Source organism: Phreatobacter stygius, assembly GCF_005144885.1.
Lineage (GTDB): Bacteria > Pseudomonadota > Alphaproteobacteria > Rhizobiales > Phreatobacteraceae > Phreatobacter > Phreatobacter stygius.
Genome location: NZ_CP039690.1, coordinates 6,608,143 through 6,623,712, shown reverse-complemented (window position 1 = coordinate 6,623,712; position 15,570 = coordinate 6,608,143). Strand labels below are relative to the sequence as shown.

The 15,570-nt window shown below is 66.9% G+C and carries 11 protein-coding genes; 4 read left to right on the top strand and 7 right to left on the bottom strand.

Going from position 1 to position 15,570, the window contains the following annotated elements; translation table 11 throughout:
- Positions 1 to 228 precede the first annotated feature (228 nt).
- Positions 229 to 3,051, top strand: coding sequence for an ATP-dependent Clp protease ATP-binding subunit (locus E8M01_RS31365; RefSeq protein ID WP_211596756.1), 2,823 nt, complete (start codon positions 229 to 231; stop codon positions 3,049 to 3,051).
- A 355-nt stretch (positions 3,052 to 3,406) separates the two neighbouring features.
- On the opposite strand, the gene E8M01_RS31360 is transcribed toward E8M01_RS31365, so the two are convergent.
- Positions 3,407 to 4,696, bottom strand: coding sequence for a cystathionine gamma-synthase family protein (locus E8M01_RS31360; protein WP_136963749.1), 1,290 nt, complete (start codon positions 4,694 to 4,696; stop codon positions 3,407 to 3,409).
- A gap of 120 nt (positions 4,697 to 4,816) precedes the next feature.
- Here E8M01_RS31360 and E8M01_RS31355 point away from each other — a divergent pair, with 120 nt between their 5' ends.
- Entirely contained in the window at positions 4,817 to 5,275 is a 459-nt protein-coding gene (locus E8M01_RS31355; RefSeq protein WP_136963748.1) for an Lrp/AsnC family transcriptional regulator, read from the top strand.
- Between the two features lie 91 nt (positions 5,276 to 5,366).
- Here E8M01_RS31355 and E8M01_RS31350 read toward each other — a convergent pair whose 3' ends face one another.
- The 3 genes from E8M01_RS31350 to E8M01_RS31340 all read right to left on the bottom strand — a co-directional run bounded on the left by E8M01_RS31350 (position 5,367) and on the right by E8M01_RS31340 (position 9,829).
- The gene (locus E8M01_RS31350; protein ID WP_136963747.1) at positions 5,367 to 7,022 is read right to left on the bottom strand and encodes an FAD-dependent oxidoreductase; all 1,656 of its coding nucleotides are present in this window, start codon (positions 7,020 to 7,022) and stop codon (positions 5,367 to 5,369) included.
- Between the two features lie 47 nt (positions 7,023 to 7,069).
- Complete coding sequence (locus E8M01_RS31345) at positions 7,070 to 8,056, bottom strand: Bug family tripartite tricarboxylate transporter substrate binding protein (protein WP_136963746.1); 987 nt, start codon at positions 8,054 to 8,056, stop codon at positions 7,070 to 7,072.
- A gap of 132 nt (positions 8,057 to 8,188) precedes the next feature.
- A complete protein-coding gene (locus E8M01_RS31340) occupies positions 8,189 to 9,829 on the bottom strand; it encodes a thiamine pyrophosphate-dependent enzyme (protein ID WP_136963745.1) in 1,641 nt (546 codons plus the stop codon).
- A gap of 241 nt (positions 9,830 to 10,070) precedes the next feature.
- Here E8M01_RS31340 and E8M01_RS31335 point away from each other — a divergent pair, with 241 nt between their 5' ends.
- On the top strand, positions 10,071 to 10,847 hold the full coding sequence (locus E8M01_RS31335) for an IclR family transcriptional regulator (RefSeq protein ID WP_170182152.1): 777 nt from the start codon (positions 10,071 to 10,073) through the stop codon (positions 10,845 to 10,847).
- 18 nt (positions 10,848 to 10,865) lie between these two features.
- Here E8M01_RS31335 and E8M01_RS31330 read toward each other — a convergent pair whose 3' ends face one another.
- The 3 genes from E8M01_RS31330 to E8M01_RS31320 are packed head-to-tail and all read right to left on the bottom strand — an operon-like array spanning position 10,866 to position 14,045.
- Positions 10,866 to 11,645 (bottom strand): SDR family NAD(P)-dependent oxidoreductase, encoded by a 780-nt coding sequence (locus E8M01_RS31330; protein ID WP_136963743.1) that lies wholly within the window; start codon positions 11,643 to 11,645, stop codon positions 10,866 to 10,868.
- Positions 11,642 to 12,445, bottom strand: coding sequence for an enoyl-CoA hydratase/isomerase family protein (locus tag E8M01_RS31325; protein ID WP_136963742.1), 804 nt, complete (start codon positions 12,443 to 12,445; stop codon positions 11,642 to 11,644). The genes E8M01_RS31330 and E8M01_RS31325 overlap by 4 nt, the downstream gene beginning before the upstream one ends.
- Positions 12,432 to 14,045 (bottom strand): class I adenylate-forming enzyme family protein, encoded by a 1,614-nt coding sequence (locus tag E8M01_RS31320; protein WP_136963741.1) that lies wholly within the window; start codon positions 14,043 to 14,045, stop codon positions 12,432 to 12,434. Before E8M01_RS31320 ends, E8M01_RS31325 begins: the two co-directional genes overlap by 14 nt.
- 248 nt (positions 14,046 to 14,293) lie before the next feature.
- Between E8M01_RS31320 and E8M01_RS31315 the strand changes: the two genes are divergently transcribed.
- The gene (locus tag E8M01_RS31315) at positions 14,294 to 15,499 is read left to right on the top strand and encodes an ABC transporter substrate-binding protein (RefSeq protein ID WP_170182151.1); all 1,206 of its coding nucleotides are present in this window, start codon (positions 14,294 to 14,296) and stop codon (positions 15,497 to 15,499) included.
- The last annotated feature ends 71 nt before the right edge of the window (positions 15,500 to 15,570 follow it).

The window sequence follows — 15,570 nt, the reverse complement described above, 5'->3', positions numbered from 1 at the left end:
ATGCGGCGCGTGTCATTATACCGGCGCCGCCTAGACTGATGATGTCGCTGAATTGGTCGGGCCGGCGCCTCGGCAAGTCTCGCTGCCGGGCCGTAATATTTGGCTAAAATCCGGCTCATTTGACGCGGGCGATTACTATTCATGCGAGCCGATAATGCTTGTCAGGCTGGCGTTTTGCTTATCTAATTCGCCCGATGATGGCTAGCGGTGAGGGTGGATGATATGCCTCTGTCCCATTCCCTGTGCGACATCTGCGGCGAGCGGCCGGCAACCGTGCGGATCACCGTCGTCCAGGACGGCGAGAGGCGGCCACTGGATGTCTGCGACTATCACTATGCCCAGCTGACCCGGCACCAGCGTTACGTCTCGCCGCTCGAGGCGCTGTTCGGCAGCGGCGCGTTCGGGCTGTCGTCGCAGGCACCGCAAGAGCCGCAGCCGGCGGTGCCGCGGCGCGGTTTCGGTGGAGCCGAACGCGATGCGCTCAACCTGGAGCGCCGGTTCAGCGACAAGGCCAAGGAACTGCTGCAGCGGGCCGCCGAGCGGGCGGTGCAATCCGGCAAGCGCGAGGTCGATACCGAGCATCTCCTGCAAGCCCTGCTCGAAAGCAATGTGGTGCTGGCGATCCTCAAGCAGTTCAAGATCTCGCCGGCCGAGCTCAGCCAGCAGATCGATCGGCATTCGGCCGCCGTGGCGGCGACCGGGTCGTCGAAGCAGAGCGAGGTCGGCGTCTCGCCCCGGGTCAAGCGCGCGCTGGAACGCGCCTTCATCGCCTCGCGCGCCTTCGGCCATTCCTATATTGGCCCGGAACACCTGCTGCTCGGCCTCGCCGAGGTGCCGGACAGTTTCGCCGGCGACCTCCTGCAGAAATATGGCCTGTCGGTCCAGGCGCTCAGGCAGATGACCGACCGGGTGGTCGGCAAGGGCGCCGAGGAAGGCCGGGTCGAGGTTCCCACCAATACGCCGCAGCTCGACAAGGTCGGCCGCGACCTGACCCTGATGGCGCGGGAAGGGCGCCTCGATCCGGTCATCGGCCGCTCCAAGGAGGTCGAGACCACCATCGAGGTGCTGGCCCGGCGCAAGAAGAACAATCCGGTGCTGATCGGCGAGCCGGGCGTCGGCAAGACCGCCATTGTCGAGGGATTGGCGCAACGGATCGTCCATGGCGACGTGCCGGAAGTGCTGCGCGACAAGCGGCTGGTCGAGCTCAATGTCAATTCGCTGGTCGCCGGCGCCAAATATCGCGGTGAGTTCGAAGAACGCGTCAAGCAGGTGATGGAAGAGGTCGTGGCCAACCAGGACCAGCTCGTGCTGTTCATCGACGAGGTCCACACCATTGTCGGCGCCGGCCAGGGCGGCGGCGAGGGCGGTCTCGACATCGCCAATGTGTTCAAACCGGCCATGGCGCGCGGCGAGATGAACCTGATCGGCGCCACCACGCTCGGCGAGTACCAGAAACATATCGAGAAGGACGCGGCGCTGGAGCGGCGCTTCCAGCCGGTGCTGGTGTCGGAGCCGACGGTCGAGCAGACCGTCAATATTCTCAGAGGCCTCAGAGACAAGCTGGAGGTCCACCACAAGGTGACCATCCAGGACCAGGCCATCCTGGCGGCGGCGGAGCTGTCCAATCGCTATGTCACCGGCCGCTTCCTGCCGGACAAGGCGATCGACCTGATCGACCAGGCGGCGGCGCGGGTGCACCTGTCGACGACCTCGCGGCCGATCGAGATCCAGGAGCTGGAGGCCGAGATCGCCCAGATCCGGCGCGAGCAGGACTATGCCACGACCCGCAAGCGGTTCGACCGGGCCAAGGCCCTGGAACAGGAGGGCGCGGTCAAGGACAAGGCGCTGGCGGAAGCCAACAGCGCCTGGAAGAAGAAGCTCGGCTCGAGCACGGCCGAGGTGACGGTGGAAGACGTCGCCGAGATCGTCTCGAAACTATCGGGCATTCCGGTGACCGAGCTGACCGCCCAGGAAAAGGACAAGCTCCTGAAACTGGAAGCGCGCCTGCATGAGCGCGTCATCGGCCAGAACGTGGCGATCGGCGCGGTCAGCGACGCGATCCGGCTGGCTCGTGCCGGGCTCACCCGCGGCGGCCGGCCGATCGCCACCTTCCTGTTCCTCGGCCCGACCGGCGTCGGCAAGACCGAACTCGCCAAGGCGCTGGCCCAGGTGGTGTTCGGCGACGAGGGCGCCATCGTCCGCGTCGACATGAGCGAATATATGGAGCGCCACGCGGTGGCCCGGCTGATCGGCGCACCGCCGGGTTATGTCGGTTATGACGAAGGCGGCCAGTTGACCGAACGGATCCGCCGGCGGCCCTATAGCGTCATCCTGCTCGACGAGATCGAGAAGGCCCATCCGGAAGTCTATAACGTGCTGCTGCAGGTGTTCGACGACGGCCGGCTGACCGATGGCAAGGGCCGGGTGGTCGATTTCACCAATACGCTGATCATCGCGACCAGCAATCTGGGGTCGGAGATCATCACCGGCGCGACCCGCTCGACCATCGGCTTCACCCAGAACAACACGGTGCGCGAAGACATCATGCAGGTGCTGCGCCGGCATTTCCGGCCGGAATTCATCAACCGGATCGACGAGATCATCATTTTCGACGCGCTGAACCGGGAGCAGATCAAGACGATCGTCAAATTGCAGCTCGACCAGGTCCGCCAGGCCGCCCGTGGGCAGGATGTCGAGCTGGTCTTCGAGGACAGCCTGATCGAGCACCTGGCCGAGGTCGGTTATCAGCCGGAATTCGGCGCGCGCGAATTGAAGCGGCAGATCCGCCAGCTGATCGAAACCAAGCTCGCCAAGGCCATGCTGAAAGGCGAGATCAAGGAGGGCAACCGGGTCAGCTGCGCCTACAAGGACGGCCAGGTGAGCCTGCAGGTGATCGCGCCGGCCAGGAAAGCGCCGGCCAAACCGGCGCCGACGAAACGGGCGGCGGCCAAGGCCAATGGCGCGGCGCAGAAGAAGTCCGCCAAGCCGAAGCCGCCCACCCGCAAGGCGGCGAAGGCGAGCGGCGGCCGGGCGGCCAAGCCCGGCGGGTGAACCCGGCTCGGGCGATGCAATTCGGGGGCAAGACAGCGCAACCGGCGGTCGAGAAATGCTCTACGTCATCCCCGGCCGAGCGCAGCGAGGGGAAGGGGATCCAGGGGCTGCAGGGCAGTCTAGGTGGACATGTCGAAGCAAGCGGGACCGACGAATGGCTTGAGAAATCTACGCACGGAAGGCGCCGCCTGTTGGCTCCTGGATCCCCTTCCCCTCGCTTCGCTCGGCCGGGGATGACGTCGAGAATATGCCGGCAGTCGTCCTGCCTGACGTCACCAGTGAGCTCGCTCGGAACTCTCCTCTTCCGGGAGCGAATCGCCCCTTGAACGCGGGCCAAGCCCGTTGTGCGCGCCTCTCAACCACCCGTGCGGGCCAGCGCCTGGGCGACATCGGCGACGAGGTCGTCGGGATGTTCGACGCCGATCGACAGCCGGATCGTGGTGTCGAGAATGCCGATGCGCTGGCGCACCGCCAGCGGCACGCCCGAATGGGTCATGGCCGCGGGATGGCTCGCCAGCGATTCGGTGCCGCCGAGGCTGACCGCCAGCTTGAAGATTTCCAGCGCGTTGAGGAAAGCGAAGGCGGCGCGCTCGCCGCCCTTGATGTCGAACGAGAAGGTCGAGCCGGCGCCGAGGCATTGCGCGTCGTAGACCCGCCGTTCCGCGCTGTCCTGACCGAGGAAGGGCAGGTAGAGCACTTTTTCGACCTTCGGATGATCGCGCAGGAATTCGGCGACGATGCGGGCATTGTCGTTGGCTCGCTCCATGCGCAGGCTGAGCGTTTCCAGCGAGCGGCCGAGCATCCAGCAGGAATGCGGGTCGAGCTGCGTGCCGATGGCGCCGCGCAGCGCCTTGATCGGCTTGGTGACGGCGTGGCTGCCCAGCGCCGCGCCGGCGATCAGGTCGGAATGGCCGCCGACATATTTGGTCAGCGAATAGAGCGAGATGTCGGCGCCATGGTCGAGCGGCCGCTGGAACACCGGTCCGAGCAGCGTGTTGTCGCAGGCAATCACCGGACGATGGCCCTGCCGCGCGGCGATCGCGTCGGCGATGCGGCCCATCAGGGCAATGTCGATGACGCTGTTGATCGGGTTGGACGGCGTCTCGATCAGGATCACCGAGACGCGGCCCTTGCCCGCGGCCTCTTCCGCCGCCGCGCGCACCACCGCTTCGCTGACCCCGTCGGCGAAACCGACCGCGCCAATGCCGAGATTGGCGAAGGTGCGCGACAGCAAGGTTTCGGTGCCGCCATAGAGCGGCTGCGAATGCAGGATCACGTCGCCTGGCTTGGCGAAGGCGAGCAGGGTGGTGGCAATGGCCGACATGCCCGAGGAAAACAGGATGCAGGCGTCGGCGCCTTCATAGATCGCCAGGCGATCCTCGACGATCTCGCTGTTGGGATGGTTGAAGCGGGAATAGACCAGGCCAGCCCCGGTGCCTTGCGGCGGCTCGCGGCGGCCTGAGACGAAGTCGAAGAAATCGCGGCCTTCCTCGGCCGATTTGAACACGAAGGTGGAGGTGAGGAAGACCGGCGGCTTGACCGCGCCCTCCGACAGCTGCGGATCGAAACCATAGCTGAGCATCAGGGTTTCGGGGTGCAGGCGATGATTGCCGACATGGGTCTTGGAGGCTCTCGGAGCGGTCACGGCAGTCCTCGCTGAGTTGGTCGTTCCGGCGCAATCCTAGCAAATCATGGCGACCGATCCTTGCGACTTTCAAGCGGAAATGGCTTAGCTGTCGCAAGCTTTTGCCAAACAAGAGAGATCATGCAGCAGAAAATTGCCGACGAGGTCGACCGGCGCATTTTGCGCGAATTGCAGGCCAATGCCCGCATCACCAATAACGAGCTGGCCGAACGGGTCGGCCTGTCGCCGTCACCTTGCCTGCGGCGCGTCAGGCGGCTCGAAGAGACCGGCGTGATCCGTGGTTATACCGCGCGCGTCGACCCGGCCGCCCATGGCTGGTCCATGGCGGCGATCGCCACCATCCGGCTCAGCCGCCAGAACGAAGACGAGATCGTCATGTTCGAAGCGGCGGTGCGTGGCTGGGACGAAGTGCTGGAATGCCACCTCGTCACCGGCTCGCGCGACTATGTGCTGAAGGTCATGACCGGCGGGCTCGAGCAGTACGAGCGCTTCATCAAGGAGAAGATCGCCCGGCTGAAATGTGTCGCCTCGATCGAGACGAGTTTTGTCATGAACACGATCAAGGACAGAAGGGTTTAGCTTTCAGACTGAAACACCTGCATATAGCACCGGCGTCCTTCGAGGCTCGCAAGAGCTCGAAGGACGGCCAACTTCTCTGCAGAGCTATGGTCTAGGCGCCGGCCCTCGCCCCACGAAGCCGGTCGATCAGTTCCAGGGGATCGGCCGGCGCGGCCCGGCCGCGCCAGGCGACGTGCTGGTCCGGGCGCGACAGGATGAGCCCGTGGCCGTCGGCCTCGGGCATGGCATCCGGGTCGATGTCGATCAGCCGCAAGGGCAGGGCGCGGCGGGCAGCCGCCTGCATCAGCCCGTCGACGGCGAGCGCCGGATCGAGCCGGAGCAGCGCGTGGTCCGGCCCGGTCGCGTCATAAAGCGAACGGCCGCCGCCGAGCCAGAGATGCGGCGTGCGGCAGCCGGGCACGGTCGAGGGGGTGAAACTGCCCATGGTGTAACCGGGATGGGCGGCGCCGTCATAAGCGATGATTGGCGACTGGTCGTAATAGGAGCCGAAATTGAGCCCGGCGCAGCAATATTGCTGGACGTTGAGGTCATAGGTCGCCTGGCCTAGCGCCACGCGCGCGGCCGCGCCGGCCGGGTCATCGGCCTCGATATTGTCGGGCACGCCGCTGCGGTTGCGGATCTCCTTGTGGGCGTGGTCCATGGCAAAACGCGAGACCTGGGTGGTGATCGGCAGGCGCTCGCGTTGATAGGCGTCGAGAATGCCCGGCGGCGCCCAGCCGGCGAGACGGGCCGCCAGCAGCCAGGCGAGGCCGGCGGCGTCGGCTATTCCGGCATTCATGCCGTAACCGCCATAGGGCACCCAGATATGGGCGGCGTCGCCGGCGATGAACAAACGCCGGTCGCGAAACCGGTCGGCGACCAGGCGGCGGCCGATCCAGTCTTCCCGCGAGATCACCTGATAGTCGAAAGCCGCGCCGACGCCGAGAATGGCGCGGATCGCCCAGTCGCGATCGACCGCGTCGAAATCGGTTTCGCCGGGTGTGAGGTAATTGTGCACGAGCCAGGTCTCGCGTCCGTCGATCGCATAGACATTGCCCGCGCGGCGCGGATTGAGCGAAAAGGTCGCCCAGGCATTGCCGTGCTGCTGCAGACCGATCAGTTCCGGCGCGCGGATGAAGGTCGACTGGACGCGCTGGATCATCGCGTCGCCGGTGAGGGTCGCGCCGATCGCCTTGCGGACGAGCGAGCGGCCGCCGTCGCAGCCGGCGAGATAAGCCGCGCGGATCGCGATCGTCTCGCCGGTGTCGAGATCCCGGGCGGTGGCGCTGACGCCATGGTGGTCCTGGCCGACCTCCGAGATCTCGGTGCGGTTGAGGATGCGGATGCGCGCCATGGCGGCGGCATGGCCGAACAGGATCGGCTCCAGGTAGATCTGGTTGATCCGGTGCGGCGGCTCGGGTGTCGGCCACCAGCCGTCCGGCCCGTCCTTGCGCCTATAACGGTCGCGCCGGCACGGGATCGGGATGCGGGTGATTTCCCGGCCGGTAAACGAGGTGCGGTAGCTGATGTCGTTTGGATAGTCTTCGGGCAGCCCGGCCTCGCGCAGGGCCTTGGCCAGGCCGAGCCGCCGGAAGATCTCCATCGAGCGCGCCGAGACGTGGTTGCATTTCGGCTCCGGCCGGGCGCCGCGCGGGCGCAGCTCGACCAGCGTCACATCGACGCCGCGGCCGGCCAGGTCGATCGCCAGCGTCAGGCCGACCGGGCCGGCGCCAACCACCAGCACGTCGGTTTCGATCGTTCTCGCCATGTTTCGCTGTTCTTTCAAACTTGCCGCGGGCGCTCGGCGGCCCAAGATCACTCGACCCGGGCGCCGGAACTGCGGACGACCAGGGCCCACCGGGCGATCTCGGACTTGATGTAGGCGACCAGGTCCTGCGATGAGCCGCCGAGCGGCTCCAGCCCGATCTGAATGAGCTTGTCGCGGTTGGCGGGGCTTGAGAGGAAGCTCGAGATCTCGGCATGCAGCCGCGCGACGATCTCGCTCCGGGTTCTGGCCGGCACGACCACGGCCTGCCAGGCCACCGCCTCGTAGCCGGGATAGCCGGCTTCCGCGACGGTCGGGATAGTCGGCGCGGCGGCGACACGCCGGGGCGCCGAGACGGCCAGCGCCGTCAGCTTGCCCGCGGCGATCAGCGGCAGGGCCGGAGCCATGTCCATGAACATGAAGGGGATATGGCCGCCGATGACATCGTTCATCGCCACCACGCTGCCGCGATAGGCGACATGGCGCGCCTCGATGCCGGCGACCGTCTTCAGGAGCTCGCCGGCAAGGTGATGCGGCGTGCCGTTGCCGGCCGAGCCGTAGGCCAGTTCGCCGGGCTTGCTCTTGGCATAAGCGACGAACTCGGCCAGCGTCTTGATGTTGAGCGCCGGGTTGACGATCAGGATCAGCGGCACGCCGGCGACCAGGGAAACCGGCGCGAAATCGGCGACCGGATCATAGGGCAGGCGCTGGAACAGGCTGGCATTGATGGCCAGCGTCGTGCTGGTCGCCATCAACAGCGTATGGCCGTCGGGTTCGGCGCGCGCCGCCATGCCGGCGCCGATCGTCGTGCCGGCGCCCGGCCGGTTGTCGATGACCACGGGTTGGCCGAGCTTTTCCTTCAGGTGTTCGGCGAGCAGGCGCGCCAGGATGTCGGTGGTGCCGCCGGCCGGATAGGGCACGATGAAGGTGACCGGCCGTTGCGGATAGCCGGTCTGGCCGGTCGCCGCGAAGGACAACGGCAGCAGGGCCAAGAGGCAGAGGACGAAGCGGGCCGTCCCGGCGCCGATCGTGGTCATCAGGCATTCCTCCTCGAAGGCGCCGGGGCGGAATGACCGAAGTCATCCGGCGCCCGGGCGCGGCCGGTCCCTGCCGGCTGGTGAAAAGTCACGGATCTCATGTCCGTCGGGTCGGGCAGGACCATGCCTGGTTCAGGCAAGGCCGCGAATTCTCGGCATGTCGAGGAACCGCCATGGGCTCGGCATTTCGCCGACCGGCACTTCGATCAGGGCGGGCTTGCGCCGTTCCGCCGCGGCGGCGACCGCCCGGCGCAACTCATCCGGCCGCTGTACCCGGCTCGCCTCGACGCCGAAGCTCTCCGCCAGCGCCACGAAATCCGGATTGGCGAGGTCGGTGGCGATGACCCGGTTGTCGTGGAGCTCCTGCTGCATGCGCCGGACATTGCCGAAGGCGCCGTCGTTGAAGACGATGGCGACGAGCGGAATGTCGTGGCGCACGGCGGTCGCCAGTTCCTGCACGTTGAACATGAAGCCGCCGTCGCCGCTGATCGAAACGACGGCGGCATCACGCCGCGCGTCCTGCACGCCGAGCGCGGTGGCGTAACCCCAGCCGAGCGTGCCCTGATAACCCGACGAGATGAATGTCCGCGGTTTGTGAACGGGATAGGCGAAACGCGAGACGTAACCGCATTGGGTCATTTCCTCGACCAGAATGCCGTCGTCGCCAATCGCCTCGCGGATCGCCGTCAGGAACGGGATCTGCGGGTCGAGACAGGCCATTTCACCTGCGATCTCGGCCTTCAGGGCGGCGACCGCGGCAATACGCGAGGCGCGTTTCGGCGCTTTCAGGTCGAAGGCCTCGACCAGCCGCGGCAGGATGGCCTCGACCCGGCCGACCAGGGCGACGTCGGGTGCGCGGATGGTGTCGAGCACGCTTGGGTCGACCTCGATCCGGACGATCTTCATCGCGGCGTCGGTGCCCCAATTGCTCAAAGGAATCTGCGCCCGCGAGCCGATCATCAGCACGGCGTCGCAGTGTCGCCACAGCCGGTGGCCGACCGGCATGGTGACGCTCAAGGGATGGCGGTCGTCGAGCACGCCACGCCCCATGCGATAGGCGAGCACCGGCGCCTGCAGGCGCTCGGCCAACAGGCGGACCCACTCACTCGTGTCCTGCGCGCCGCCGCCAACCACGATCAGCGGCCGTTCGGCAGCGGCAAGCAGCGTGACGGCTTCGTCCAGCAGCCCGGCATCGACATCCGGCTGCGCGTTCGGGATCGACGGCAGGGCGGGCGCGAAATCGCCACGCGCGGCCAGAATGTCGGGTGGGATCTCCAGGCCGACCGGCCGCGGGCGTCCCTCGGTGAGTGCGGCGATGGCGGCGGCAAGCTCGCCCGCGGCACGGGCGGGATCGGTGACCCGGCTCGCCTGTTTGGTCAGGCGCTCGAGAATGCCGAGCTGGTCGGGGAGTTCGTGCAGCAGGCCAATGCCGCGGCCAATGGCGCGGCTTGGAATCTGTCCGGTCAGGCAGAGCACCGGGGCATTGGTCGAATAGGCGGTGGCCAGCGCCGCGGCCGTGTTGAGCACGCCGGGGCCCGGGACCACCGAATAGGCCGACGGCCGGCCGGTCGCCAGCGCCGCGCCCAGCGCCATATAAGCCGCGCCCTGTTCGTGGCGCGTATGCACGACGGTGACGGCGCCGGCGCTGTCGTAGACCGCGTTGAAGAACCAGTCGTTCTGGATGCCCGGCACGCAATAGATGCGGTCGAGCCCATGGGCCTTGAGGGTTCCGACGACGGCGCCGGCACAGGTGGTCGGGGAGGCGACGGCCATGGCTTCTCTCTTCACGCCGTGCCGGCCGACATTTCTTGACTTCTCGGCCGGCATGTCCAACTATCGGATGAATGTTTCAGAGAGCATGCTACGATATGAGGCCCGGCTGTCAACCGAATGACGTATGTCGATCAATGGACGACAGCGCCGCGGTCGCGGCCGTGGGCGATGTCACGGCATTCATATCCAGTTATCGGACATTGCGGCGGTCAGCCAATCCATCGCCGCGGCGGGTGGAGCGGTGACCGAAGCGGCGGGCAGCCTGCATCGCTCGGTCGCACTGGTGCGTGCGATCGCCCGCGGCGGGGAGGGCGGTGCTGCCCTCGCCGATATCGTCGCCTGGACCGGCTTGCCGCGGCCGACCGTTCATCGTGTCCTGGACATGCTGATCGAGACCGGCTGGGTCGAACGCGACCAGGCCTCGCGACGGTTCTTCCTCGGCCGCGAAATCTATGCGCTGGGACTGGTCGCCGCCGCCCATCATCCGATCGAACGGATTGCCGCGACCGAACTCGCGGCCCTGGTCCAGGACATCGAGCAGACGGTCTATCTCAGCGTCCGCGCCGGATTGGACACGGTCTGCGCGGCGCGCCAGGAAAGCACGTCACGGATCCAGACGCTGGTGCTGAAGGTCGGCAGCCAGGTGCCGCTCGGCCGCGGCGCGGGCAGCATGGCCATTCTCGCGGCGCTGCCGGTGGCCGAGGCCGAGGCGATCATCCGGGCCAATCTCGCGCGTTACGGGCAGGAGACCGAAGGTTTCGACGAGGCGGCGTTCCGTCTTGCGCTCACCGAGGCGCGCGTTGCGGGATTTGCCAGCCATGACAGCCTGTTCACCCGCGGCATTGCCGGCATCGGCGTGCCGGTGCGCGACGCCACCGGCTATCCGGTCGCCGCGATCAGCACGGCTTTTGTCGCCGACTGGCTCGACGACGCGCAGCGCCGACGCTGCGTCGCCCGATTGAACGAAACGGCGGAGCGGATCGGCGCGCGGCTCATCGCGCTCAGAAGCCGGCCATAGGGCTGGTGGCCGGGCCCGTCACGGGCCGCCATAAGCACACCAGCCGCCATCGACCGGCAAGGTCGCGCCGGTGACATAAGAGGCCGCCTCCGATGCCAGGAAGGCGACGACGCTGGCGATCTCGTCGGGCCGGCCGAGGCGGCGCATCGGGGCGCGCGCCTCGATGAGCTGACGGTCGACCCGGCTGTCGGCGAACATCTCGAAAGCCATTGGCGCCTCGATATAGCCGGGCGCCACGCAATTGACCCTGATGCCCTTGCTCGCCCACTCGCAGGCCATGGTGCGGGTGAGATGAACGATGGCCGCCTTCGACACGCCATAGGCGTTGGAGCCGGGCAGGCCGATGAGGCCGGCGATCGAGGCGATGTTGACGATGGCGCCGCCGGCCTTGCGCGCCAGCATGTGCCGGCCGACGGCGCGGCTGACCAGGAAGGTCCCGCGCAGATTGACGTCGATGATCCCTTGCCAGGTGACGATGTCCTGATCCGTGGTGCGTCTGATCGGCTCGGCGATGCCGGCATTGTTCACCAGGATGTCGATCGCGCCGGCGCTACCGATGGCGCGCGCGACCAGATCCTCCACCGCCTCCTCCGACCCGATGTCGCCGGCGACCGCCATGGCCTCTGCCTCGGCCGGAAAGTCGCGCGCCGCCGCCTGAAGCCGCGCCGCGTCGCGATCGCACAGGATCACCCGCGCGCCGCCGCCGGCGAGGCGGCGGGCGATCGCCAGGCCAATGCCGCCGGCGGCGCCAGTGACCAATGCGGCGAGGCCGTCGACGTCGCGCGGAGCCGTCGTCATGACGCCACCCCGGGGGCTGCGGCGCGCTGCGAACGCTCGCGGAAGGCCTTGACGCGCTCGCGGTGGTCGGCGCTGGCATTGGTCAGGGCCTCATAAGCAAGGCCGGTATCCATCATGGCATGGGCGAGCTGTTTCAGGGCGATATTGACGGTGACCTTGGTCCAGCGGATCGCCTTGGTCGAGCCCTTGGCCAAGCGGTCGGCGAAGGCGTCGACCGCGGCATCGAGCTCGCCTGCGGTGGCGACATGGTTGATCAGCCCGATCGCCTCGGCGCGCCGGGCGGTGACCCGGTCGCCGGTGAACAGGAACTCCTTGGCACGGGCGAAACCGACGAGCTGTGGCCAGATCACCGCGCCGCCATCGCCGGCGACCATGCCGACCGAGACATGGGGATCGGCGAGATAGGCGGTCTCGGCAGCGAAGCCGATGTCGCAGAACAGGGCCAGCGTGGCGCCGAGCCCGACGGCCGGGCCGTTGATCTTGGCAATCGTCGGCTTTTCGCAGTCGAGCAGGGAGAAGACGATGCGTTTGGCTTCGGCGACCGTCGTTTCGAAGTTTTCAGGGTGATCGATGGCATCCTGCATCCAGTCGATGTCACCGCCGGCGCAAAAGGCGCGGCCGGCACCGGTCAAGACAACGATGTCCGATCCCGGATCATTGCCGGCATCCGAGAAGACCCGCGCCAGCTCTTCGTGCATCACCGCATCGACGGCATTCAGTGCCGCGGCGCGATCCAGGGTCAAATGGAGAACCCGGCCACGGCGCTCGATCCTGATGGTGCGGTAGTCAGCCTGCTTCATTGGTCGTGCTCCCATGGGACTGTTCGGCCGCGAGCCGGCGCAGGTCGGATTTCAGGACCTTGCCCATCGGGCCGCGTGGCAATGCGTCGGTGAAGGTGATGCGGCGCGGAATCTTGTAATCGGCGAGCTTGTCGCGGCAGAACGCCTGCAACGCCCCGGCATCGACCGTCCGGCCCGGCCGCGGCACGACAAAAGCGTGAATATCTTCGCCGAGTTTTGGATGCGGAACCGCGATGACGGCGGCGTCCTGGATGGCCGGATGGCGGAACAGGGCCTCTTCCACTTCGAGCGAGCCGATATTGTGCCCGCCCCGGATGATCATGTCCTTCTTGCGGTCGACATGGTAGAGGAAGCCCTCGGCATCGAGATAGCCAATGTCGCCGGTCAGCAGCCATCCGTCCTGCAGCGCTTTTTGGGTCAGCACCGGCTCGTCGTAATATTCCAGCATGACGCTCGGGCTGCGGATGGCGATCTCGCCCGCCGTGCCGGCCGCGACCGCTGCGCCCGCCTCGTCGACGACACGCACTTCGGTCAGCGGCCATGGCCGGCCGACCGACCCCAGCTTTGCTTGGCCGTCCTCGCCTTTCAGCACGGTCCCGGCCGGTCCGCTTTCGGTCATTCCATAGGTCTGGCGCAGTTCGATATGCGGGAAGGTCTCGGCCAGGCGCTGGATCACTTCGACCGGCATGGCGGCGCCGCCATAATCGAACATGGTCAGCGTCGACAGGTCGTGCCGCGAGCGGTCATAGTGATCGAGCAGGAAGATGTAGAAGGCCGGCGCGCCGATATATTTGGTCGTCCGCTCGCGCTCCATCCGGCCAATGATGGCGGGCACGTCGAGGGCCGGGTCGAGCACCGCCTGGGCGCCGGCCCACCAGGCCGGCAGCAGCAGGCAATGCAGGCTTGCCGTGGTGAAGAACGGGAAGAAGCTTTGAAAGACGTCGGTTTCGGCAAGGCTCATGGCCTCGGCGAAGCCATAAGCCGAGATGACGCTGCGCCCATGGGTCATCACGGCGCCTTTGGGATGGGCCGTCGTGCCTGACGTGAACAGGATTTCCGACATGGCGTCGGGCGGCACCGATGGCCAGGGCTCATGGCGGGCAGGGGCCTCGTCGAAGATCCGCTGCCAGTCCGCCGGCGCGGAGGCCGCGTCGCCACCGACGGTGATGACGTGCCTGACACCGGCAAGGCGTGGTTCAAGGCTCTGGAGCAGCGGCCAGAAGTCGCGCATGGCGATCAGCAGCCCCAAGCGCGCCTTGTTGACGACATAGACGATTTCATCCGCGGCGAAGCGGGTGTTGACCGGCACCACGACCGCGCCGAGGCGATGCAGCGCCAGCATGGTGACGGCGGCTTCCACGCCGGCCTCGTTGTTCATCATCATGCCGACATGGTCGCCGCGCGTGACGCCCAGATGCCGCAGGCCGGCGGCGAGCCGCTGCGCCCTTGCGAGCAGTTCTCCGTAACTCAGGCGTTGCTCCGCGCCGTCGGCCGACCGGGCCGTCAGGGCGAGGGCGTCAGGCCGTCGCGCCGCCTGGTCCGCGACGAGATCGATGATCGAGCGCCCGACCAGCGCGTCGGGCAGGACGAAGGCTGCCATGGCTTGTTCCTCCACTCGGGCGCTCGCCTTTTGCCGCCGGCGATCGGGCGGCCGGCCGGTACGAGCCGGCCGCGGCAATGGGCTTCGATCAACAAATTCGATTTCCGATTCGATAGTCAGTTTTCTTGACGTGTCCAGTGGAAAATTCTATGCCGGGGTCAAGCGATCGCAGTGACCGATTGCGTGAAAGGGGAGGACAGGCCATGCGTTCTTGGATCATGCGGTCTTGGATCATGCGTTCTTGGATCATGCGTTCTTGGACATTCGCGGCAGTTCTGGCCGCGGCGCTCGTTGCAACGGCGAGCCATGCTCAGACGCCGCAGCGGCCGCTGAAGATCGGGGTGCTGACCGATATGACCGGCATTCTGTCATCGGCGCTGGGGCCGGGTTCGGTCGACGGCGCCCGCATGGCCATCGAGGATTTCGGCGGCAACATGTTCGGACGGCCGATCGAACTGGTCGTCGGCGATCATCAGAACAAGCCCGACATCGGCTCCGGCCTGACCCGCCGCTGGTTCGACGAGGGCGGCGTGGACGTCATTGTCGACATCGGCAATTCGGCGGTGGCGCTGGCGGTGCGCGAACTGGTCCAGAGCAAGAACCGGATCGCGCTCTATGTTGGTGCGTCCAGCGCCGACCTGACCGGCAAGGCCTGTTCGCCGAACACCGCGCAATGGAGCCACGACACCTATCTGTTCGCCAATGCCTTGCCGGCCGAGCTGATGCGCCAGGGCAAGAAGAAGTGGTTCCTGATCGTCCAGGACTGGGCCTTCGGCCACGCGCTGCAGCGCGATGTCGGCAAGGTGGTGACCGATGGCGGCGGCCAGGTCATGGATAGCGTCCGTCATCCTCCCGGCACGCTCGACTATTCGTCCATGCTGTTGCGCGCGCAGGCGTCGGGGGCCGATGTCATCGCCTTCCTGAGCGCCGGCCAAGACCTCTCCAACATGATCAAGCAGGCGAGCGAGTTCGGCCTCGCCGGATCCGCCCAGCAATTGGTCGCGCCGGCCTTCCTGTTGTCGGACGCCCACGGCCTCGGCCCCCAGATGGCGCAAGGCATCGTGTTCTCGACCGTCTGGTACTGGAACCTGAACCCCGAGGCGCGAGCCTGGTCTGAGCGCTTCTTCGCGCGCAACCGGTTCATGCCGACGGAAGCCCATGCCGGCACCTACAGTGCCGTCAGCCATTATCTGAAGGCGGTGAGCGCGGCGGGCACCAGCCGGCATGATGCGGTCATGGCGCGGATGCACGACATGCCGGTGAACGACTTCTACACACGCAACGCCCGGCTGCGTCCCGATGGCCGGTTGATGCGGACGGCCTATCTCGCCCAGATGAAGACGCCGGCGCAATCGCGCGAGCCCTGGGACTATTACACGATCCTGTCGGAGGTCCCGGCCGAGCGCGCGTTCCGTCCGGAGAGCGAACAGGCCTGCAGTCTGCCGGCCCGGTGAAATCGGCATGCCGGCCCAAGTCAAAAGACCTGGTGGCATGCTAAAAGCCTCGGCCGGGCCGGACGGGCGCG